Source organism: Clostridium zhoujianii (assembly GCF_051590805.1).
GTDB lineage: Bacteria > Bacillota > Clostridia > Clostridiales > Clostridiaceae > Clostridium.
Genome location: NZ_JBPUTF010000001.1, coordinates 262,403 through 286,022 on the forward strand (window position 1 = coordinate 262,403; position 23,620 = coordinate 286,022).

General features: G+C 29.2%; 21 protein-coding genes. 19 read left to right on the plus strand and 2 right to left on the minus strand.

Going from position 1 to position 23,620, the window contains the following annotated elements; genetic code table 11:
* Positions 1–103: 103 nt before the first annotated feature.
* From ACSYT2_RS01305 to ACSYT2_RS01350, 10 genes are all read left to right on the plus strand, one after another.
* Positions 104–826, plus strand: a complete 723-nt coding sequence (locus ACSYT2_RS01305; RefSeq protein ID WP_430858159.1) for a DUF421 domain-containing protein — start codon at positions 104–106, stop codon at positions 824–826.
* 87 nt (positions 827–913) lie between these two features.
* A complete protein-coding gene (locus tag ACSYT2_RS01310; RefSeq protein WP_430858160.1) occupies positions 914–1,450 on the plus strand; it encodes a glutathione peroxidase in 537 nt (178 codons plus the stop codon).
* Positions 1,451–1,752: 302 nt separating this feature from the next.
* Positions 1,753–2,805, plus strand: coding sequence for an NCS2 family permease (locus ACSYT2_RS01315; protein ID WP_438382906.1), 1,053 nt, complete (start codon positions 1,753–1,755; stop codon positions 2,803–2,805).
* A gap of 13 nt (positions 2,806–2,818) precedes the next feature.
* Complete coding sequence (locus ACSYT2_RS01320; protein WP_438382908.1) at positions 2,819–3,385, plus strand: phosphoribosyltransferase family protein; 567 nt, start codon at positions 2,819–2,821, stop codon at positions 3,383–3,385.
* Positions 3,386–3,585: 200 nt separating this feature from the next.
* The gene (locus tag ACSYT2_RS01325; protein WP_438382909.1) at positions 3,586–4,170 is read left to right on the plus strand and encodes a sigma-70 family RNA polymerase sigma factor; all 585 of its coding nucleotides are present in this window, start codon (positions 3,586–3,588) and stop codon (positions 4,168–4,170) included.
* Positions 4,146–5,297: a DUF5643 domain-containing protein gene (locus ACSYT2_RS01330; protein ID WP_430858164.1), complete on the plus strand. Its 1,152-nt coding sequence runs from the start codon at positions 4,146–4,148 to the stop codon at positions 5,295–5,297. The genes ACSYT2_RS01325 and ACSYT2_RS01330 overlap by 25 nt, the downstream gene beginning before the upstream one ends.
* Before the next feature lie 337 nt (positions 5,298–5,634).
* The gene (locus ACSYT2_RS01335; RefSeq protein WP_430858165.1) at positions 5,635–8,826 is read left to right on the plus strand and encodes a diguanylate cyclase domain-containing protein; all 3,192 of its coding nucleotides are present in this window, start codon (positions 5,635–5,637) and stop codon (positions 8,824–8,826) included.
* Positions 8,819–9,202 (plus strand): Hpt domain-containing protein, encoded by a 384-nt coding sequence (locus ACSYT2_RS01340; RefSeq protein ID WP_430858166.1) that lies wholly within the window; start codon positions 8,819–8,821, stop codon positions 9,200–9,202. Before ACSYT2_RS01335 ends, ACSYT2_RS01340 begins: the two co-directional genes overlap by 8 nt.
* Positions 9,203–9,221: 19 nt before the next feature.
* Positions 9,222–10,325 (plus strand): response regulator, encoded by a 1,104-nt coding sequence (locus tag ACSYT2_RS01345; RefSeq protein WP_438382911.1) that lies wholly within the window; start codon positions 9,222–9,224, stop codon positions 10,323–10,325.
* Between the two features lie 103 nt (positions 10,326–10,428).
* Positions 10,429–10,647, plus strand: a complete 219-nt coding sequence (locus ACSYT2_RS01350) for a response regulator (RefSeq protein ID WP_430858168.1) — start codon at positions 10,429–10,431, stop codon at positions 10,645–10,647.
* A 78-nt stretch (positions 10,648–10,725) separates the two neighbouring features.
* On the opposite strand, the gene ACSYT2_RS01355 is transcribed toward ACSYT2_RS01350, so the two are convergent.
* Complete coding sequence (locus tag ACSYT2_RS01355) at positions 10,726–11,433, minus strand: ABC transporter ATP-binding protein (protein WP_438384986.1); 708 nt, start codon at positions 11,431–11,433, stop codon at positions 10,726–10,728.
* Between the two features lie 9 nt (positions 11,434–11,442).
* Positions 11,443–12,612 (minus strand): ABC transporter permease, encoded by a 1,170-nt coding sequence (locus ACSYT2_RS01360; protein ID WP_438382912.1) that lies wholly within the window; start codon positions 12,610–12,612, stop codon positions 11,443–11,445.
* 170 nt (positions 12,613–12,782) lie between these two features.
* Between ACSYT2_RS01360 and ACSYT2_RS01365 the strand changes: the two genes are divergently transcribed.
* The 9 genes from ACSYT2_RS01365 (at position 12,783) to ACSYT2_RS01405 (ending at position 23,406) form a co-directional block, all read left to right on the plus strand.
* Positions 12,783–13,499 (plus strand): response regulator transcription factor, encoded by a 717-nt coding sequence (locus ACSYT2_RS01365; protein WP_430858170.1) that lies wholly within the window; start codon positions 12,783–12,785, stop codon positions 13,497–13,499.
* Positions 13,499–14,890 (plus strand): sensor histidine kinase, encoded by a 1,392-nt coding sequence (locus ACSYT2_RS01370; RefSeq protein WP_438382915.1) that lies wholly within the window; start codon positions 13,499–13,501, stop codon positions 14,888–14,890. The genes ACSYT2_RS01365 and ACSYT2_RS01370 overlap by 1 nt, the downstream gene beginning before the upstream one ends.
* 504 nt (positions 14,891–15,394) lie before the next feature.
* Positions 15,395–17,332 (plus strand): KUP/HAK/KT family potassium transporter, encoded by a 1,938-nt coding sequence (locus ACSYT2_RS01375; RefSeq protein ID WP_430858172.1) that lies wholly within the window; start codon positions 15,395–15,397, stop codon positions 17,330–17,332.
* Positions 17,333–17,347: 15 nt separating this feature from the next.
* Positions 17,348–18,124, plus strand: a complete 777-nt coding sequence (ygiD, locus tag ACSYT2_RS01380) for a 4,5-DOPA-extradiol-dioxygenase (RefSeq protein ID WP_438382917.1) — start codon at positions 17,348–17,350, stop codon at positions 18,122–18,124.
* Positions 18,125–18,308: 184 nt separating this feature from the next.
* Positions 18,309–18,977 carry a hypothetical protein gene (locus ACSYT2_RS01385; protein ID WP_430858174.1) on the plus strand — a complete coding sequence of 223 codons (669 nt, stop codon included), beginning with the start codon at positions 18,309–18,311 and terminating at the stop codon, positions 18,975–18,977.
* A 28-nt stretch (positions 18,978–19,005) separates the two neighbouring features.
* Positions 19,006–19,899, plus strand: a complete 894-nt coding sequence (locus ACSYT2_RS01390; RefSeq protein ID WP_430858175.1) for a PhzF family phenazine biosynthesis isomerase — start codon at positions 19,006–19,008, stop codon at positions 19,897–19,899.
* Positions 19,900–20,140: 241 nt separating this feature from the next.
* Positions 20,141–21,160: an oxidoreductase gene (locus ACSYT2_RS01395; RefSeq protein ID WP_438382920.1), complete on the plus strand. Its 1,020-nt coding sequence runs from the start codon at positions 20,141–20,143 to the stop codon at positions 21,158–21,160.
* A 43-nt stretch (positions 21,161–21,203) separates the two neighbouring features.
* Entirely contained in the window at positions 21,204–21,929 is a 726-nt protein-coding gene (locus tag ACSYT2_RS01400; RefSeq protein ID WP_430858177.1) for a GntR family transcriptional regulator, read from the plus strand.
* 28 nt (positions 21,930–21,957) lie between these two features.
* On the plus strand, positions 21,958–23,406 hold the full coding sequence (locus tag ACSYT2_RS01405) for a glycoside hydrolase family 1 protein (RefSeq protein WP_438382922.1): 1,449 nt from the start codon (positions 21,958–21,960) through the stop codon (positions 23,404–23,406).
* The last annotated feature ends 214 nt before the right edge of the window (positions 23,407–23,620 follow it).

Consider the following 23,620-nt stretch of genomic DNA (forward strand, 5'->3'; position numbering starts at 1 on the left):
TAAATTGCCTTATTTATTAAAGTATTTTAAGTAATGTATCAATAGAATTTTTTAGGTAAAGATAAACTATATGAAACTTAAGAGATAAGGAGCTATTTAAAGTATGAACAATGTTTATCTAATGACAATAATAAAGACTGTTGCAGTATATTTATTATCATTATTCTTAAGTAGAAGAGTAGGTACAAAACTTATTTCTCATATGAACTTTTTTGATCTTATAATGAGTGTTTCTATGGGGTCTATCATTGCTAGTATTATAATTGATAAAGATTCAGCTACAATCTCTGGTGTTATAGCATTAATATTATTTTCGATTTTAACTATATTAACAAGCTATGTAAGTATAAAAAGCCTTAAACTAAGAAAGATACTAAACTCAGAGCCTGTTATATTAGTTGAGAATGGAAGAATTTTAGATATGAATATGAAAAAACTTAGGATAACAATAAATGAACTTATGATGAAGCTTAGAGAAAAGCATACCTTTAATTTATCTGATGTTGAATATGCAATAATGGAGAGAGATGGGAAATTATCTGTATTAGTTAAAGCAGATAGCAAGCCAATAGCCCCTAAGGATATGAATATAGAAGTAAAAAGTAGTGGATTATTAAAGGATATAATAATAGATGGGAAGATAATAGAAAGAAATTTAGAGGCAGCAGGTGTAGATAAAGAGTGGCTAGAAAATAAGCTTAAAGGAAATAAGATTTCGAGTGCTTCAGATGTGTTTTATGCAGGTATAGATAAAAATAAAAAGCTTACTATATCAAAGAGGTATCCTAGTGATTTTAAGTCGGAGAATAGATATGGTATAGAGTAATTTAGTGAAAATATAACTTAGAAAAGGAATAGTAGATAATAAAAATACATAAATAATAAGAAAAATATTAAAAAAGGAGAAATTAAAATGATATATGATTTTAAAGTAAAAGATACTAAAGGTAATATAATCTCATTGGAAGATTATAAAGGAAAGGTTCTTTTAATTGTTAATACAGCAACTGGTTGTGGATTTACACCACAATATGAAGGGCTTCAAAAGATTTATGATAAGTATAAAGATAAAGGTTTTGAAATATTAGACTTTCCTTGTAATCAATTCTTTGATCAAGCGCCTGGAGATAATGAGGAGATAGTTAAGTTTTGTACATTAAATTATGGAACAACTTTCAAGACTTTTGGAAAGATAGATGTAAATGGAGACAATGCAGATGAATTATATAAGTTCTTAAAGAAAGAAGCACCTAGTGCTACAGAAGATGATGCATCTAAGGGGTTATATAATAAATTATCAAGTCTAGGATTTGAAACAACTGGAGACGATATTAAGTGGAACTTTACTAAGTTCTTAGTTGATAAAGATGGGAATGTTATTAATAGATTTGCACCAACTTATGAACCAGAAAAGTTAGAAGAAGTAATAGAAGGTTTACTTGATAAATAATATAGACTAAAAGCTAGGTATTTCTAAAAGAGATTTAAGAAATACCTAGTTTTAATTTTTATAAAAAATAAGATTATTGGTAGTGAGATATAAGTAGAATATTCGAATAAATACGTATAATAAATAAAATTATGTTGAAAATGTTCGAAGTAAGTGTTATTATGGAGTTGGGAAAAATTATATACTGATATATTTCTAGTAAGATAATCCATATGTTTCTTGGGGCTAAATAAAGGCTATCATAATTATGAGATATGTATTACTAAGAGGTAATTTGACAATTTAAAAGGGGGACAAGTATTATGTCAGATATTTTTACTGACTTTTTAGCAATTTTAGGAGTTATTCTAAATGGCTTACCACAAGGATTATTGGCGTTAACATTCGGCTTTGCCTCAATTCCAACAGCATTTGCTTTTTTAATAGGAGCAGTTGGAAATTTATTAACAGGTTCTGTGGCACCAATTTCTTTCCAAGCAGAGACTATAACATATGCAGGAACTGCTGGTAAGAATATGAAAGAGAGACTTTCAATGATATTCATTGGAGCTGCTATTATGACCTTCATAGGAATGTTCGGATTTTTAAGTAAGATTGTAGATTTTATAGGACCAACAATTACATCAGGTATGATGGCTGGTGTTGGAATAATGTTAGCTAAAGTATCTATGGATATGATTAAGAGTGCTAAAGTTGTAAGTATAATATCAATTGCTACTGCAGTAATTATATATTTTGCTTCAAGTGATTTAGTTCTAACTATTACTATTTCAGTAGTTATTTCAAGTATTGTTGGAAATATTCTTGATAAAGAAATGAGAAATGTTGAAATACCAAAGGAAAAAATAGAAAAGCGTAAGCTTGGTTTTAATGGAAGAATATTAAGAGGGGCTCTTGGAATGGTATGCTTAAATATTGGTTCTAATATAGCCTTTGGACAAATTACTGGAAGCATGGCTAATACTGAAGTTAATATTGATCATCTTTCTGTTATTAGTAGTGTAGCTGATATGTTTTCTTCATTATTTGGTGGGGCACCAGTAGAATCGATAATATCTGCAACAGGAAGTGCACCACATCCATTAGCAGCAGGTATAATAATGATGGTAATTATGGCTGCTATATTATTCTTTGGATTACTACCAAAGATAGGGAAGTATGTACCTTCACAATCAATTAGTGGTTTCCTATTTGTACTAGGAATTTTAGTAACAGTACCAGGAAATGCAGCAGCTGCATTAGCAGGAGCAGACAGTTTTGTAGGTGGAGTTACTATGGGAGTAACAGCAATAAGTGATCCATTCTTCGGAATGCTAGCGGGAGTTATAGCAAGGTTTGCTACAGCATTATTTTAGGGGGTAAGTTAATATGAATACATATAATTTGGAATTACTTTCATTAAAAAGAGAGTTACCTTTAATGAAAATTAAAGAGGATTTAGCTATTGCAAGTTTTGTAATACTAGGGGATACAGAATTAGTACAAACAGTTGCACCTGTAATAGCAGATAGATTAAAGGATATAGATGTTATTGTTACTGCAGAAGCAAAGGGGATACCTCTAGCTTATGAAATATCAAAAGTTTTAGGTATGAAGGAATTTATTGTAGCTAGAAAAAGTATTAAAGCTTACATGGATTCACCAATAACAGAAGAAGTAGAATCAATTACTACTCAGAAGAAGCAATTTTTATGTTTAGATAAGATTGATGCAGAAAAGCTTAAGGGAAAAAATGTTGCTATTATTGATGATGTTATTTCAACTGGGGAGTCATTAAAGGCTGTTGAAAGCTTAGTTGAAAAAGTTGGAGGTATCATTAAAGCAAAGGCAGCAATTTTAGCTGAAGGGGATTCTTCAGAGAGAGAGGATATTATTTTTATAAAAAGACTTCCATTATTTAAAGTGGATGAAAATGAAAACTATATAGAGATTTAATATATTAAATAATAGTTAAAAGCAGTAGTTAGCTTTGTGAATGCAAGGCTAGCTACTGCTTTTATTTGTATGGGTATTAAAGGTATAATTAGAATATAAAAGAAACTTAATATAATTTTGATAGAAAATTTATCTGGATAACGTAGTACTAAGTGAAGGGTAAAAAATCCTATAGGATAAAAAGAAGGGAATAAAAATTTATGAAGATAAATGAGATGAACTTTATAGAGCAGATAAAAAAGAAAAATCCAAGGGCCATGGATTATATAATAGATAATTATCTTGGGATAATACAATCTATTTCAAAAAAGCATTTATCAAATTTATCAAGTGTTCAGGATGAATGTGTGAATGATGTTCTTCTATCTATTTGGAGGAATATAGATAGCTACGATTCTACTAGAAGTGAATTAAGAAACTGGATTGCTGGTATTACTAAATTTAAGGCAATAGATTATAAGAGAAAATACCTTAAAGGCATTTGTTATGAGAATATTGATGATTTAAATATAGCAATAGATGATAAATGTGCAGAAAATATAATAAATGATGATTTACGAAAGGACTTAGATGAATTATTAAGTTGTCTTAAGGAGAAAGATAGAGAGTTGTTTATAGAACTTTACGTAGAAGATAGGATGATGGACGAGGTAAGTATTATGACAGGAATTCAGAAGAATGTTATATATAACAGGGTCTCAAGAGGTAAGAAAAAAATAAGAAGTAACTTTAAATTAGTAGAGGGGACGGGCGAGAAGGAATGGATAAAAAGTTTTTCGAAATGATGAATGATGCAGAAGTAGATTTAAATAAATATGAAATAGAGGAAATGACAGATTTGGAAAAAAAGAAATATAAGAAAAAGTTTAAGAGTTCATTGAATGTAGGTGGAAAATTCAAGAAGTCTGTTAAGAAGGTAGTTATTGCTAGTGGAATGGTGTTTATAGTTACTATTGGATTATTGCAGACTACTGGAGGTCAAGTGGTATTTGCAGAGGTGGCAAAGTCCCTTGGTATTAAGGGGAATTATAATACAGAAAATATAACATACCTAGATCCAGAATCTAAGTATGAAAAAATAATTAATGGTTCTGTAGAAAAGGATGGATTTAAAGTTAGTTTGGCTAAGGCTGTTAGAGATGGTGATTTATTTAAGATATATAAGAACATAGAGAGAGCTGAAAATATAGAGGAGTACAGATATATTACTGATTATGAAGTATACATTAATGATAAAAAGGTTGAGAATAGAAATGTTGAAATGAGTGAAGTAACAGAGGATGATTATAAACTTGGAATAGCAGCTTGTATAGATTTAGATAAACTTGAGTTAGGAGATACATTTAATGTGAAATTAGATGTATATAGATATGATTCGAAGGCAGCTGAAAATGAAATAGATGGTGATAATAATGAAATGATACTAAAGTCAACTAAAGAGAAGATAGGGACATTAGAATTCGAAGTTGATAACAAGGCTTACCAGGAATCAATAAAATATATACCGATAAATAAGGAGTATACTTTAAAGAATGGTGATAAAGTTACTATAGAAAAATTATCTATGACTTCAGTAGTTAATAAGTTCTATTATAAAAAGGATTTAAAAGAAAATAGTGAAATTACAGATATGAATAAATCAAATATCCAACTAGTAGTAACAGATGAATATGGAAATGAGATAACTGGTAATACATGGGGAATGAAAAGTGAAGGTTCAATTAGAATTGTAGATAGAGATGATGTGAAGCAATTAGAAAGCGAAGGTAAGGCAAGAAAATTAGATGAAAATGCAAAAGAGTTGACTGTGAAGGTAAAGGCACATATTACACCAGAAAATCCACAGGATCCTTGGGGTGAATGGGAGATAATTGATGAATTTAAATTAGATATAAGTGAGATAAATAAATAGATTCTATAAAATAAATATATAAAAAGAGTAAAGTCAATTTAAAGAGCTATCTCAGATATTTGAGATAGCTCTTTTGTATAAAAAATACTTATTATGCACATAAGTATATCATAAGAAAAGCTATATTAATAGGAGATTCCCCATGTTATAAAACATGGGTTTTTATATTTCAATATTAAAAAGCTATAAAGACTAAAAAGATACTATCGAATATAGTATAGTAAAATATATATTTCAAAAGATTACTTAATTTAATTAAAAAAATAATTTAAGTTTAAATAAAATAATAGTAAAATCTATTTGAATAGTGTTTGATTACATAGAAAGTGAGGCTGATATGGGATATAGAAAAAATACTACAACTAAGATAGTAGATATTTTAAAGAGGGATATAACTAGGGATAATACAAAAATAGAACTCTTAAATAAATTTCAAGGAATGTCTCCTGAGGGTATAGTGGAAGAAATATTAGATCTGAAAGATTCATATATGAATACTATCTATAGATATCGTACTGAAATATATAGTAATTATGATTTTGTATTTGAATTTGATTTGATAGAAGATAGTTTTACAGTATATATTGATAAGTTAGGATTTGCAAAATTATGGGCTCCTAAAAATTATAGCGAAGCTATAAACTATGGATATGAGGCATGTCATCCAGAAGATGTGAGAAAATATATGAAGAGTTTTTGTCTTAGAAGTATTAAGAGATCAATAGATGCGGGGGAAGAAAGGTTAGATTTAGAATATAGGGCTATGACGAGGAAAGGTATTTATAACTGGTTCTATTGTGTAATAACACCTATTGTGGAAGAGGGAAGGATAATAAAAATAATTATCTGTATCAAGGATATAGATATAGAAAAGAGACAAGAGGAAGCAAGGGAAAAGTTATATAAAACGATAGAGAAAAACGAGAGATTTTTGCAATCAATATATTCCTCAATAGGAGGTGGATTGGTTCAATATGATGATAAGGATAAGATGAGGATTTTAAATGCAAATGAAGGTACTTATTATATATATGGGTATTCAAAGGAAGAATTTAAAGAGAAATTTGACAATTGTATTGAATCTATAATTTATGAAGAAGACCTTCCAGTAGTTCGTAAAAAAATAAGTGATGCCAAGTTAGGTAGAGGATTTAAGAGTTGCGAATATCGTATTATATCAGGTAGTGGAGAAATTAAATGGATTCATTCAAAGATTAGTAGGGTAATTAATGAGGATAATATTGAAGTAATCCAAGCAGCTTATACAGATATTACAGATTTTAAATTAGATGAGCTTGGGAAAAAAGAGAAACTAAGGGAGTTAGCTAGAAAAGATTCATTAACAAATTTATATACAAAGGCACATGGAGAATCTTTAATAAAGTCCTATATTGATAATATGCCAAGTTATGAAGTTTGTGCATTAATGATTATAGATATGGATTATTTTCAGAAGTTAAATGATGAATATGGATTTGTTTTTGCAAATGAAGTTTTGAGAAATGTTGGAGAAATCTTAAGGGAAGAGACTGATGAAAAAAGCATTCTAGTACGGTTAGGTGGAGATGAATTTCTAGTATTTATAAAAGATACTAGAAAGGAGAAGATTGAAGCTATTGGAGAAAATATTAGTAGGAGAATAAGTAAAATATACTCAGGTGAAAAAAAGGAACTTACTGTATCAAGTAGTATTGGTATTTCAACTACAGATAATTCAAGTAAATATGAAGAATTGTATTTATCAGCATATAAAGCATTAAGATATGTAGAGAAATTTAAAAGGGGAAAATTTCAAGTTTTTTTTGATGAGATAGAAGAGTTAGATGAAAGCTGTAAAGATATTACGTTAGACAATATTGTTATTAATGAAGTTCTAAGTAAATATAGAAAAAATAGCGAGGATTTACTTTCATTTGCCTTTAGTATTTTAGAAAATACTAAGGATATTCCAAGTGGAATAAATATGATATTGGCAAGAGTTGGTAATGAGTTTAAATTAGACAGAGCTAGAATATTTGAGATAAATTTAGATTATTTAAGTTCTAAAGTAAGTTATCAATGGGGAAGGTATGAAGATGCTTCGGAGTTAAAAGTAAGTCGTTATTTAGAAAAAAAAGAGTATAAATATCTAAGCGAAGATTATGACAAAGATGGATTATCAGTGAAAGAGAATAATATTAGGCATAAAAATTGGCTTAAGTCCAGGTTAAAAGCAGCAATGTATGAAGAAGGTCGGTATAAGGGATCAATTGTATTTGAAACGAACTCAAGTAAATTTATATGGACTGATGAAATAAAAAGAGATTTAAGAGAAGTTACAAAAATAATATCACCTTATATAGTTAAAGAGAATGCAAATAGTGCAAGTAGAGCAAAGACAGATTTTCTATCTAGGATGTCCCATGAAATACGTACACCAATGAACGGTATTATAGGAATGACTAATATAGCAAAGAAAATGGTTCATGATAAAAATAAGATAACAGATTGTTTAAATAAAATTGAGATATCAACTAAATATCTACTATCTTTGGTAAATGATATATTAGATATGTCAAAGATTGAGAGTGGAAAGATGACAGTAGTAAATCAAGAATTTAATTTGGATGAGTCATTAAATGAGTTAGAGATATTAATGCATCCTCAGGCTGATGAAAAGGGGATTATATTTACAATACAAAAAGAATATGAGGACAATATACTATTTGGAGATGAACTTAAATTAAGTCAGGTATTAGTAAATATTGTTGGTAATGCTATTAAGTTTACTGAAGATGGCGGTGAAGTTAGAGTAAGTGTTAAGCAGACCTTACATGAAGATGATTATGCAGTAATGAAGTTTAGTGTAGAGGATACAGGGATTGGGATAAATGAAAAGAATTTGAGCCGTATTTTTAAGTCCTTTGAACAAGACAATAATAGGGGGAAAATATCAAAGGGAACAGGATTAGGACTTTCTATAAGTAGTAATTTAGTTGAACTTATGAAAGGAAATTTAGAGGTTACAAGCGAAATTGATAAGGGATCTAAGTTTTTCTTTTCAATTGGCTTTGACTTGAGTGAAAAATCAGATGAAATAATTGAGGTAAAGGAAGAAATAGAGAATTCAGAGAAAAAGGAATATAACTTTAGTGGTAAAAGAGTTTTATTAGTAGATGATAATAGCATAAATATGGAGATTGCAAAGACAATTCTAGAGATGGCATCTTTTAAAGTAGATGAAGCAGAGAATGGATTAATGGCAGTGGAGAGGTTTAGAGATAAACCACCCTACTATTATGATATTATTCTTATGGATATTTGTATGCCAATTATGGATGGTATCGAGGCTACAAAGGGTATTAGAAATCTTGAAAGGGAAGATTCACATTCTGTAGCAATAGTTGCTATGACAGCAAATGCATTTGATAAGGATATGGAGAAGTCTATAGAAAGTGGTATGAATGGTCATTTATCAAAGCCAATTGATGTAGATAAGCTGTATAGGATATTGGATGAAATATTAAATAAACCAATAAGGATTGGATAAAAAAGAAAGTGAGATAGATAATATGACAGGGAATTTTATATTAAAGCTAAAATCAATAGGAGTAGATACTGAAGGTACAATAAATAGATTTTGCAATAATTTAGAACTTTATAAAAAAATTTTAGTAAAATTTTTGAGTGATAAAAACTATGAAGATCTAATGAATAGTTTAAATAATAAGGATTATAAGGATGCGGAAATGTATTCCCATACATTAAAAGGGTTATGTAGTAATTTAGGATTTGTTGAACTTTCTAAAATTTCAGCAGAAATATTAGGGATGTTAAGAGAAGGAAAATATAATAATTTAGAGGATATGAGGGAAAAATTAAGAGAAGAGTATATTAAGGTAATTACACTAATTAAAGAGGTTTAAAACTGCTAGGAGGGGTGGAATGTCAAAGCGAGATACAATTCTTATTGTAGATGATATAGAAACGAATAGAATTATTTTAAGTGAATTACTTATGGATAGTTATAGAATTATAGAAGCAAAAAGTGGAGAAGAAGCCCTTGGGCTGATAGATGAACATAGAGAAAATCTTGCACTTATTTTATTAGATATTATTATGCCTAGAATGGATGGATTTCAAATAATAAGAAGGCTAAAGGAGGAGAATGTATTAAAACATATTCCAGTTGTTTTTATAACTGCATGTGATTCTGATGAGTACGAGGAAAAAGGCCATGAACTGGGAGCTTCTGATATTATAAAGAAACCATTTAATCCTTATATAATTAAGAGGCGTGTAAATAATTTAGTTGAACTTTATAATCATAAAAATGAAATGGAAGAATTAATAGAAGTTCAAGTTAGTATGATAAAGGAACAAAATGATAAGTTAATGAGGCAAGCTGAGAGAATTAATAATATTAATAATAATATGATTGATATTCTAGGCACAATTATTGAATATAGAGATATGGAGTCAGGTAAACATATTAAGCGTATTCGTTATTTTACATATGAATTATTAAAGGTTATTAGAGAAAAATATCCTAAATATAAATTAACAGATGAGTTAATTGAAATGATATCATCTGCATCCACAATGCATGATATAGGAAAGATAGCCATTCCCGATGCTATTTTACTAAAGCCTGGAAAGCTTACGAAAGAGGAGTTTGAAGTAATGAAAACTCATGCTATAAAGGGTTGTGAAATTTTAAACTTATTAGATAAGAATGAGGATGATGAGTATTTAAATTATTGTTATAATATTTGTCATTATCATCATGAGAAGTGGGATGGTAAGGGCTATCCGGAAGGATTAAAGGGGAATGAAATACCTCTTTGTGCTCAGGTTGTATCTATAGCTGATTGTTATGATGCACTTACAACTAAAAGACCATATAAGGAAGCATATAGCCATGAGAAAGCTATGGATATGATTATAAATGATGAGTGTGGTGTATTCTCTCCTATGTTAAAGGAATCTTTTAAAACAATAGCATATAAATTTAAAGAGTTAGCTACAATATATTCAGATATAAGTTAGGAACTTTATTTAGTAATTGAGATACTAAAGATTAAGAACTAGTAATTCTTAGAGACAAATAAGATTGTTTATTTTGATATTTTTACTGAAAATATTGATACAGATGCCTATTTTAGATGTCTATGAAGCAACAGAGGCAATACGGAAATCTAGTCATAAAGATGCTAAAACTATACCAATAATTGCAATTACAGCAAATGCCTTTGGTGAAGATGTAGAACAGGCATTGAAAAGTGGGATGAATTCACATATTTCAAAACCTATTGATCAAGAAGTCTTATATTATACTATATATAAATTTATGAATGGCGAATTTAAATAAGTAGAGAAATAGAGTTATATTTACATATAAAAAGGGAAGGATTAAAGCTTTATTAATCCTTCCTTTTTTATTTTATATCTATGAAGATAGTTTTACCTTATATGAAGTAGTATCATTTTGAATTTTACCATCGAATACCTCTATAACTCTATCAGCTTTTTCAGCTATCTTATTATCATGAGTTATTATAATAAAGGTTGTATCATATTTATCATTAATATCTCTTAATAAGTTATAAATATCATTAGTAGTATTTGAATCTAAGTTACCAGTAGGCTCATCAGCTAATATTATTTTAGGATTATTTATTAAGGATCTTGCAATAGCAGCCCTTTGCTGTTGTCCTCCAGAAAGGTCTGTAGCTAAATTATTTTTAACCTTACTTAGGCCAACAAGATCTAGTAGTTCATCTGCCCTAGCTTTAATTTCTTTATTTACCTTGTCTCCAGATATAAGGTAAGGCATTAGTACATTTTCTAGTACTGTAAATTCAGGTAGTAGGTAGTGAAATTGAAATATAAAGCCTAAATCTTTATTTCTTACATCTGCTAATTCATTTTTACTTAAATCATCAGTCCTTTGTTTATTTATATATATTTCTCCTGAGGTTGGTTTATCTAATGTGCCCATAAGGTTAAGCATTGTACTTTTACCGCTACCGCTTTGACCTATAATTGCAACAAATTCTCCTTTATTAATTTTTAAGTTTATATTATGAAGAACTTTAGTTTTAATTCTATCTCCATAAGATTTATCTATATTTTTCAATTCTAAAACTGTCATAATTTTATCCTCCTAGTTATTTCTGATTATATCCATTGGATCTAATTTAAGTGATTTCCTTGCAGCAACTCCAGCAGCAATTATTGAAGCAGCTATTGAAAGTAAGATACTTATTGCAATAAATCCAAAGTACATATTACCAGGCACTAAAGGACTACCATCAGAGGTTTTAACTGCAATATTAAATATTTTAAATAGTATTATCCCTAGGGCTGTACCAGTTGTAGTTCCTATAACTCCAAATATAAGACCTTGAAGTAGGAATATAGAAGCAGCAGCCTTGTTTTTGATACCCATTGCTTTTAAAATACCTATTTGCTTAGATTTTTGTAATACTGATATTGCTAGAACTCCTGCAATACTCATAGTTACAGATATTATTATGAATACTTGTATTGTTAAACTTGATGACTGTTGTCCACTAAGTGCATCTAATAGGCTACCATTATCTTCTTTCCAGTTTGTAACCTTAAGGTTATCTGGAATATATGTTGATATATTAGAAGCAATAGTATCAGCATCAAAGATCTTATCCATATCAATTTTCATTTCTATAGTAGTTATTGAATTTTCTTGGTCAAATAAACTTTGAGCAGATTCTATGGAAGTTAAAACCCAAGAGTCATTTAGTGCTTTAACCTGTAAGTCTACTATTCCTGATATTCTAACAAGAGTTTCTTTATTGCTAGATGTAATTAGGGTAAAGGAATCACCAACTTTAAGATTAAGGGTCTCACTTATTCCCTTTCCTATAAGAACATCTCCGTAAGTAGTAGGAAAATCTCCTTCAGTAATTTTATTTGTAATATCATAGATATCATTATCTTTAGTATAGTTTAGGCCTCTTACTAAAAGTGAATCATTTGAATCACCATTATTAACTAAGGCAGGTGTATCAAGAACAGTAAGTAAATCTGTTATAGTATTACCTTCTTTACTTTTTATGTCTTCAACTATATTTTCATAATCTTTTATAATTTTATCTTCCTTATTATCAGAAGTTATTGTTATTTGAGATGAAGAACCTATAGTTTTATTTAATAAGTTATCATTTAGGTTATTAATTAATAAACCTAAAAATATTTGAACAGCAACACCAATAGCTATTCCTAAAGATATTAATGTTGTCTGAGCTTTGTTAGATTTCATAAATCTAGAAGCTATTTTTAAATTTGTACTCATTTTGTTCCCTCTTTTCTTAAGATTTCTTAATGTTATTTTATCTTATTGATATTTATTCTCTATAAACTTGGTCTTAATTCCATCTTAATTCATTATTTAAAGTTCTTTAATCAATAGGATGAAAAGTTATGATGTGCTATAATTTTTACAAATAATATTTGGAGGAAGCTATGGATAATACTTATGGAAAATATAAAATTTTATTAGTGGATGATGAAAAAGAAATATTGGATTTGCTTTCTACTGTATTAAAAAAGGAAGGCTTTAATAATATATATACAGCAAGTACAGGGGAAGAAGCCAAGGTTATGGCAATAACAAAGAAACCTGATATTGTTTTATTAGATATAATGTTACCTGATACAGATGGTTATGAGGTTTTTAAAGAAATAAAATCACATACCAATATACCAATTTTATTCATATCAGCTAAAACAGATGAAGTGGATAGATTACTAGGATTTGCATTAGGTGCAGATGATTATATAAGCAAGCCCTTTAGTGCAAAGGAAGTAGCTTTTAGAGTTAAGGCAAGGCTTAAGATTTATAATAATATAGTTGAAGAAAATAAAAATAAGTTGATTAAGATAGGTAATATAGAAATAGATGAAGAAAATGGTTCTATTCTTAAAGATGGTGAGGCTTTGGAATTAACAGCTAAGGAGTTTAAACTTTTAGTTTATCTTGCAAATAATCAAAATCAGATTATAAGTAAGGAAACAATTTGTAAAGAAGTTTGGGGGGAAGACTATTTTGGCTTTGATAATACAATTACAGTACATATTAGAAAGCTTAGAAAGAAAATAGAAGAAGACCCATCCTCACCTAAGTATATAACAACAGTAATAGGACTTGGATATAAGCTAGTTAATAAGGAGGGGAGGTAATGAAGTGGAAGCTAACATTACACTTTTTTGTAACCTTAGTTATATCTGTTTTAACAATTATTGGAATAACAGTGGGCTTCATTTATGTAAGGTTATATGGACTAGCCAAAAGTGAATTTATATATAGCTATTCCTCAGCAAATGATTTTACAGTAGATTTTTCAAAATATATTTATAAAGATGGAAAGGATATTGAAGTTCATGAAGAGGGATTAGATTATCTTAAGGAAAATGATATTAAGCTACAAATATTAAATAGCAATAATAGTGAAATATATAATTTCAATAGACCTAATGATGCAAAATTAAGTTATAGTACTAAAGAAATAGTAGATTTATATAGTAGAAGTGGAAGGGAAACCTTATTTTTAAATGAGGTTAATATTGGTGGAGAAAATTATACCTGCTTATTATTTTTTAATCCAAGTAACATTAATAGGTTAATGATTAATTACGATCCCCGTAAAGTATTAGAGGCTCATGGATTCTTTTTCTTAATTTTTATTAATGTAATGATTATACTATTGATTAGTCTTATGTACACTGTATACTTAACCAAGCCTATCAATAGTATTATTAATAGTGTTATTTCATTATCTAAAGGAAAGTTTGTAAAGCTTAAAAAGAGAAGAGGATTATACTCAGGTATTGCAGGAAGTATTAACGAGTTATCAAGTAAGATGCAGGAGAATGCTATTGAGAGAAAGAGATTGGATACAATGAGGGAAGAGTGGATTTCAAATATTTCTCATGATATAAAGACCCCTCTTACTTCAATTAGAGGTAATGCAGAAATTATGGCAGATAAGGATTATTATATTGATAATGAAACAAGGATTAAGTCATCAGAGGTAATAATAAATAAGTCTGATTATATTAAAAATCTAGTTGATGATTTAAATTTATCCACTAAATTAAAAGGTAATAAGTATGTTTTAAATAAAGAAGTAGTAAATATAGTATCTTTACTGAGGCACACAATTATTGATATAGTGAATGATACCAAGTATGAGGATAGAGTTATTAATTTTAGATGTGAGAAAGAGATAGTTAATGTAGAGATAGATAAGTTCCTTATGGAAAGGGTATTTATAAATCTAATTACAAACTCATTGATTCATAATAATAAGGATGTTGTTATAGATGTATATATATCGAAGAATACTTTAGGTGATATTCATATATCAATAATTGATAATGGAGTTGGAGTCAGTGAAGAGGATTTAAAGCATATTTTTGAAAGATATTATAGAGGTACTAGTACTACTAAAGCTATAGAAGGATCAGGTCTTGGAATGGCTATAGCTCATGATATTATAGTAGCTCATAATGGAAGTATTAGAGCTAAAAGTTCCCTTGGAGCTGGAATGAAAATAGAGATTATAATTTAGGGGATTTAACTTTAGTAAGAAAATAGTAATAATTTATGTAATAAAAAAGACTGTATTTTGAAACAGAACTGTCACATAAGGGATGTACAATGAGTTTAAAGGTTAAGTACATAATATTTATGTAATAGCCAGTAAATAAAGTCATAAGTTTAAATAAGGTATCCCCCTATAGTTTAAATCTCACTGAATTTTACTGGCTTAAACATAAATATTCTTACTTTATATTTTGTTTATGGATAAAAGAGTTATCACAATGCAATTCTTTTATTTTTCATATAGGGAAGCCAGTAAAATAATATACTAGAGATTCAAAGTACCTCCGCAATACTTAGCTAGTAGAAATTATTTTTTACTGGCTTTTTATTTTACTTAGAAATAGGGTAAATTATACTTATTACAATTGTGTTAAATTTATATCTATTAAATAGACAGTAGTGTAAGTTAGGACTATAATTGTGTGAATAGATTTATTGAGGACAGATATAGGAAGGGAAATGTAAAGAAATGAAGAAAAAAATTAGTATAGCATCACTTTTAGTAGCATTAGGAATTGTATATGGAGATATAGGTACATCACCATTGTATGTTATGAAATCAATGCTAGGAGTAAATAACGGATATGTATCAAAGGACCTTATTTTAGGGGGAGTATCTCTTGTAATTTGGACATTAACGCTACAAACAACAATAAAGTATGTAATGTTAACCCTAGAGGCAGATAATAAAGGTGAGGGTGGAATATTTTCATTGTATACCCTTGTAAGAAAAAAAGCCAAGTGGCTAATTATACCTGCTGTTATAGGTGGAGCAACATTGCTTGCTGATGGAATGATTACACCACCTGTTACTGTAACATCAGCAATAGAAGGTTTAACTTTAGTTTTTCCACTAGAAACAAGTGGGATAGTTATAATTGTAATAAGTATATTGACAGCACTATTTTTATTGCAAAGATTTGGAACAGATATAATAGGAAAAGTATTTGGACCTATGATGGTTATATGGTTTTCCATGCTAATAGTTTTAGGATTTAGTCAAGTATTACAATATCCTGAAATAATTAAAGCAATAAATCCTTATTATGGTATTAAGTTATTGGTTACAAGCCCTCAAAGTGTATATATTTTAGGAGCAGTATTTCTTTGTACTACTGGAGCAGAAGCACTTTATTCTGATCTTGGACATTGTGGGAAAAGAAATATTCACTATACCTGGATATTTGTAAAGATATCTTTAGTAGTAAATTATTTAGGCCAAGGGGCTTGGCTTATGTTACAAGAAGGAAGTGTAATTAAAGATAATCCATTCTTTTTAATTATGCCAAATTGGTTTATCATACCAGGAACTATAATAGCTACTATTGCCGCAGTAATTGCTAGCCAGGCTCTTATAACAGGATCATTTACACTAGTATCTGAGGCTATCAAATTAAATCTGTTTCCAAAGCTTCAAGTTAGATATCCAAATGATGATAAGGGAAAGATTTATATACCAGCAGTAAATTATTTACTATATGTTGGATGTGTACTACTAGTCTTAAAGTTTCAAAAATCAGAACATATGGAAGCAGCATATGGTCTTGCAATAACTATAACAATGATAATGACTACTATTTTATTGTCTCAATATCTTAAATTTAATAAGCAAAAAAAGGTTATGTCAGTATTAGTAGTTGTTATATTCGGGACAATAGAAACAGCTTTCTTATATGCTAATTTATTTAAATTTGTAAATGGTGGATATGTTACAATTATAATTGCAGGAGCTCTTATATTCCTTATGTATATTTGGATTTATGGTACAGTTATAAGAAAAAGATTTAGTCAATATGTTGAGATATTATCCTATAGAAAACACTTTAAATCTTTAAAAGAAGATAAAGAACTACCACTTTATGCTACTAACATTGTATATCTAACTGAATCACAAAATTATAAGAAAATTGAAAGTAAAATAGTTTTCTCTATATTTAATAAGCAACCTAAACGTGCAAAATATTATTGGTTTATAAATGTAAGAGTAACAGATGAGCCATATACAAAAGAATATAGTGTAAAAACAATTGTACCAAATGAAGCATTCAGCATTCAATTTAACTTAGGATTCCGTATTGATCAAAAAATCAATGTCTTTTTACACCAAGTTATACAGGAGCTTGCTTCTAGCGGTGAAGTTAAATTTACTCCAAAGGATTATATGATTGGAAATAATAGTAAATGCATTGTGGGAGATTTTAAATTTATATTATTAGAAGAAATTCTTTCTAATGAAAGTGAACTTTCTAGATGGGATAGTTTTATTACAAGTGCAAAGCTATTAATTAAGAAGTTAACTGTATCACCAGCAAAATGGTTTGGAATAGATACGAGCAATGTTGAGGTAGAGAAGGTTCCTATTATTATAGGAAATAAAGAAACTTTAACATTAACAAGGATAAGTTAAACAGAGGTGATAAGGATGGTTAAAAAACAACCAGTTTTATTTATAGGACATGGAAGTCCTATGAATGCTATAGTAGAAAATTCATATACTAAAATGCTAAATAAATTAGGGGAAGAATTGGATAAACCTAAGGCTATAATGGTTATATCAGCACATTGGGTAACAAATGGAACTTATATAACTGAACAGGATTCTCCTAAAGAAATATACGATTTTTATGGATTTCCTGAAGAATTATATAATGTAAAATATTCAACTAGTGGAGCTAAGCCTTATATAAATAAGGTTTTTGAAGAGTTGAAAGATCATAATGTTAAACTAACTGGAACTTGGGGAATAGATCATGGAGCTTGGTGTGTTTTAAAACATATATTTCCTAAAGCGGATATACCTGTATTTCAATTAAGTTTAAATGCATTAGAAAATGAAGAGTATCATTATAATTTAGGCAAAAAATTATCTAAGTTTAGAGAAGAAGGGATACTAATTTTAGGTAGTGGAAATATAGTTCACAATTTAAGAGAGATGAAAGCAGAGGTAGATTCTGTCCCATATAGCTGGGCAACTGAATTTGATGAATTTGTGGCAAATGCTATTTTAAAAGGTGAAGATGATAAGTTAATTAATTACAAGAAGTTTGGAAGGCAAGCTTTACTTTCTGCTCCAACGGATGAACATTACTTACCTCTATTATATATTGCAGGATTAATGGAGGAAGGAGATAATGTTGAGTTTATATTTAAGGAAATAGAACATGGTTCTCTTTCCATGAGATCAATAAAAATAGGTTAGCCTAGATATTATATAGGGTGTATTAGAAGATAAAGAATGCTTCTAATACACCCTTTTTCACAGAATTTTATTAACTCTTATTCCATAGCTAATTTCTATATTATCTATAAGTGGGAGTTAGGGATCTATTAGCTATTAGTGAATGTCATTACAAAATATGGTAAAATGGAGTTGGGGGGATGATATGAAAAAATTTATAAAGCTCTTTAGTATTACAATATTGCTGTTAGCCATTTTAATACTGTATAAAAATTATTTTGGATTAACAAGAGATGAAGCTATGATTCAATATTTGATTTTTGCAGCAATAATTATTATAGGTAGTCTAGCTTTTAATATAATATACGGTCTTCACTATAGTAAAAAGATAAATAGAATTGCAATTGAGGCTATAAAGGGTGGTAATATTAAAAAGTCTATTGAGGAAAATGAAGTATTATTAAAGAAAGTAAAAGGGGAATTTTTAAAAAACCTAATTAGATTAAATATAGCAGTATCCTATTCTCTTTTGGGAGAATTTGAGAAAGGTAAAGAAATACTAGTAAATGATATAGAAGTGAGAAGACTAAGGAAAAATGAAGTATTAAATTATTATATAAATCTAGCAACAGTATACTTTTATACGAAAGAGAAGGAAAAGGCAATAAATATTATGAGAAAATATGAAGGTGAATTTGAGAGAGTTGAAGGGGATCCGCTGTATGGGAGTAGAGTTAACCTTTTAAAGATATATAAATATATTGTGGAAAAACAATTTGATAAAGGAAAGGAATTATTTATAAAAACAAAAGAAAGATGGCCAGAGTACTTAATGGAAAGTGATTATAACAAGATAGAAGAATTCTTAGGATAATAGAATGAAGCAAAGAGGAGAAAATAAAATGAAAAACAATAGAATAACAGTATATAAATATGATGTATTTACAAACACTCCTAATAAGGGGAATCCAGCAGGGGTTGTTTTGAATGCAGATAATTTATCAGATAAGGAAATGCAAGAAATAGCATATAGAGTAGGATTTAATGAAACTGCTTTTGTTGTGAAATCTGACAAGGCGGATTTAAGGATTAGGTATTTTACACCAGGCCATGAAATGAATTTATGTGGACATGGTACTGTGGCAACATTATATTCATTAAAATCAAAAGAGCTAATAAATAAAAGTGATAATATAAGAGTAGAAACAAAGGCAGGTATTCTACAAGTTGATCTATTTAAAAAGGATAAAGAGTTATATGTGTTAATGGAGCAAGCACCTCCTATTTTTAAGGCTTTTAAAGGTTCAATTGATGAACTGGCATATTCAATAGGGATAAGACCTGAAGATATTGATACATCTAGTCCAATTGTTTATGGTAGTACAGGGACATGGACATTACTTGTTCCTATAAAAACTTTAGAAGCTTTTTCACGTATGATACCCCAAAATAAACTATTTCCAAATGTATTAAAGGATATGCCAAATTGTTCAGTTCATCCTTTTTCTCTGGAAACGACAAAACAGCACACTCACATGCATTCAAGACACTTTTCATCTCCACTTTCAGGAACAGTTGAGGACCCAGTAACAGGAACTGCATCAGGAGTTATGGGTGGATACTATATAACTTATTTGACTCCTGAAGTGAATAAGCTTGAACTAGTAGTAGAGCAGGGGGGAGAGGTAAAGCGTGATGGTGAAGTAGGTGTTCATGTTACTAAGGTAAATAATGATATAAGTGTTTCTATATCTGGAACTGCTGTGTATACGGAGGAAATAACAATTGAATTATAATAATATTATTAGTATATAGCCCATACAGTTCTCCCTGTATGGGTTCTTTTGTATTTATGGATACAGCTTGCTAGGGTAGGATTCATGATTACATTTCATTATAAACATATATATGTTTAATATATAACATATATATAATTATTAAAAAAGATATATACAATTAATAAATTAAGGTTTATACTAAATATAAGATAATGAAAATTAATAAGTTTTTTATTAATAGAAAGTGAGGTTATATTCTATGCTTAAAATTGGATATATCGGCAATGGGAAGAGTGTAAATAGATATCATCTACCGTTTGTAATGCAAAGAAAAAATATTAAGGTTAAAACTATTTATAATAGAGATGTGGTAAATGTAAAGTGGAAGAAAATTGAGGGTATAAATTATACATCAAATCTTGATGAACTAATGAATGATGATGAAATACAGATGATAGTTGTATGTACAATGCAAAAGTTTCATTATGAATATGCAAAAATGGCTTTAGAGCATGGTAAAAATGTTTTAGTAGAGAAGCCATTTATGATGACTTATGATGAAGCTAAAGAAATATTTGACTTAGCAAAGGAAAAAGGACTATTAGTACAATGTTATCAAAATAGAAGATATGATTCAGACTTCTTAACAGTACAAAAAGTAATAGAAAGTGGTAAATTAGGTGATTTATTAGAAATTGAAATGCACTTTGACTATTATCGTCCAGAAACTCCAGAAGCTTCAAAGGAATTCCTTTTCTATGATAGTTATTTATATGGACATGGATGTCATACAATTGATCAAGTAGTTTCATATTTTGGTAAGCCAGAGAAGGTAAACTATGATGTTAGATGTCTACTTGGACCAAATAAAATGAGTGATTACTTTGACTTGGATTTATTTTATGGCAATTTAAAGGTATCAGTAAAGTCTAGTTACTTTAGAATAAAAAGAAGAGCAAGTTTTATTGTATATGGAAAGAAAGGTATGTTTATTAAAGAAACACCAGATCGCCAAGAGGAACATTTAAAATTATTTTATATGCCAGGGAATGAAGACTTTGGGGTTGATAATTTTGAGCATTATGGAACTATAACTTATATGGATGATGATGGAATAATTAAAGAGGAAAAGGTTCCTTCAGAAGTTGGTGACTATGGTAGAGTTTACGATGAATTATATGCAACAATTGTAGAAGGTAAAGAACCAGTGGTAAAAGATGAAGAAACATTATGTGTAATGAAAATCTTAGAAACTGGAGCAAGAATGGCAGGAAAATAAAAATTACATAACTAAGAAGGTTGTATAAATAGGGGTGTTATAGGTGAAACCAAAATATAAAGTAGTATATGATTCAATAAAAGAAAAAGTTATAAATGGTGAATATCGTGTAAATGAACAAATTCCAGATGGGGAGTCATTAGCTAAGGAATATAATTGTAGTGTTTTAACTGTGAAAAAAGCCTTAGATATCCTTGTGGCTGATGGGATGCTTGTGAGAAAAAGAGGGCTAGGTACCTTTGTAAAGAAAATAGTAAATAGTAATACAAAAGTAAATAGATTACCTATGAGCGAATTGTATTCTTTGAAAAGAAGCTTAGTTAGAAATGAAGTAACTTCAATTGTAGAAAAGTTTGATGTCATTAAATGTGATGAAGAAATGGCTAAAAACCTAGATATTAATCCAGGGGATTTTATTTACTACATTATTAGAGTTCGTTTATATGAAGGGGAACCAAGAACAGTTGAGTACACTTGGATGCCTTTGAATTTAATAAAGGGATTAGAATTAAAGCATGTTGAAGGGTCTATATATTATTACATACAAAAAGAATTAAAACTTAATATTCAAAGTGCACATGTATGTATTAACTCAACTAGACCTAATGAAATAGAAAAACGTCATTTTAATATGGATGACAATGATTTTTTAACTGAGGTAACTCAGACAGCATTCTTGGATAACTCAGAAATATTTGAGTATTCAATTGCGCGTCATATTCCTAAGTATTTTAAATTTGAAACTACAGTAATAAAAGAATTATATTAAATAAAGATGAATTTGAAAGGAGAAAGTTATGTATTTTGAAAAAAGCAAGGGTTTTCCAGAAGGGTTTCTTTGGGGAAGTGCTTCTGCAGCATACCAAGTAGAAGGTGGCTTTGATGAAGGTGGCAAAGGTATTTCTAACTGGGATAAGTTCGTAAGAATTCCTGGTAAAACATTTAAGGGGACAACAGGAGATAAGGCAGTTGATCATTATCATCGATTTAAAGAAGATGTTGCATTAATGGCTGAAATGGGACTTAAAACATACCGTTTTTCTATTGCATGGTCAAGAATATATCCAAAGGGAAATGGGAAAGTAAATGAAGAAGGATTAAAATTCTATGGAGATTTAATTGATGAATTATTAAAGTATGGAATTGAGCCAATGGTTACAGTGTATCATTGGGATATGCCTCAAGGACTTCAAGATCAGTATGGAGGTTTTGAAAGTCGTAGAATAGTTGATGATTATGTGAATTATGCTAAGACCTTATTCGAAAACTTTGGTGATAGAGTTAAGTATTGGATAACCATGAATGAACAAAATATTTTCACAGCCTTTGGGTGGTTAAAAGGGATGCATCCACCAGGTATTGAAAATGATATGAAGAAATTCTATCAAGTAAATCATCATGCAAACCTTGCACATGCTGGTGCAGTATTAGCATTAAAAGAACTATATCCAGAGGCTAAAGTAGGAGCTAGTTTTGCCTTTTCTCCATGTTATGCATTTGATTGTAAGCCTGAAAATGCAATGGCAAAAGCAGATTATGATGATTTACAAAATTATTGGTGGATGGATATTTATGCATATGGAAGATATCCAATTTCGGCAATGAAATATTTGAAATCAGTAGGAGTAGCTCCTGAAATTGAAGATGGAGATATGAAATTATTAAAAAGAGCAGCTGATTTAGTTGATTTTATGGGTGTAAATTACTATCAAACAACAGTTGCTGAATATAACCCTATTGATGGTGTTACAATGTCAAATGAAATGAATACTACAGGTAAAAAGGGAACAGCAAAGGTGCAAGGGCTGCCAGGGCTTTATAAAAATCCTCAAAATAAATTCTTAGAAACAACTGATTGGGATTGGACAATTGATCCAATGGGAATTAGAATGTGCTGTAGAGAAATTACAAGTAGATATGCATTACCAATTGTTATTTCAGAAAATGGATTAGGAGCCTTTGATAAAGTGGAAGATGGTAAAATTCACGATCCATATAGAATAGCATATTTAAAAGCTCATATTGAGGAATTAAAGAAAGCTTGTGATGATGGTTGTGAAGTTTTAGCATATTGTACATGGTCATATACTGATTTATTAAGCTGGCTTAATGGATATCAAAAGAGATATGGATTTGTATATGTGGATAGAGAAGAAGATGAAAACACAGGAACATTAAATAGAATAAAGAAAGATAGTTATTTCTGGTATAAAAAAGTAATTGAAACAAATGGCGATGAATTATAGATGTGATGTAACTAAAAAATATCTTGTATGAATTGATTCCGCCTGGACTAGTTTGATTTCGGGGAGTATTTCTACCTTTTATAAAATAATAATATAGTATTAAAAAAAGGGCTGTCACTAATGTGGTAGCCCTTTTAATTTGGTAATAAAGCATAATTACTAGCTAAATGTATATGAAATTAAAATCATATAGACTACTGAAGTTTTTAAGTGA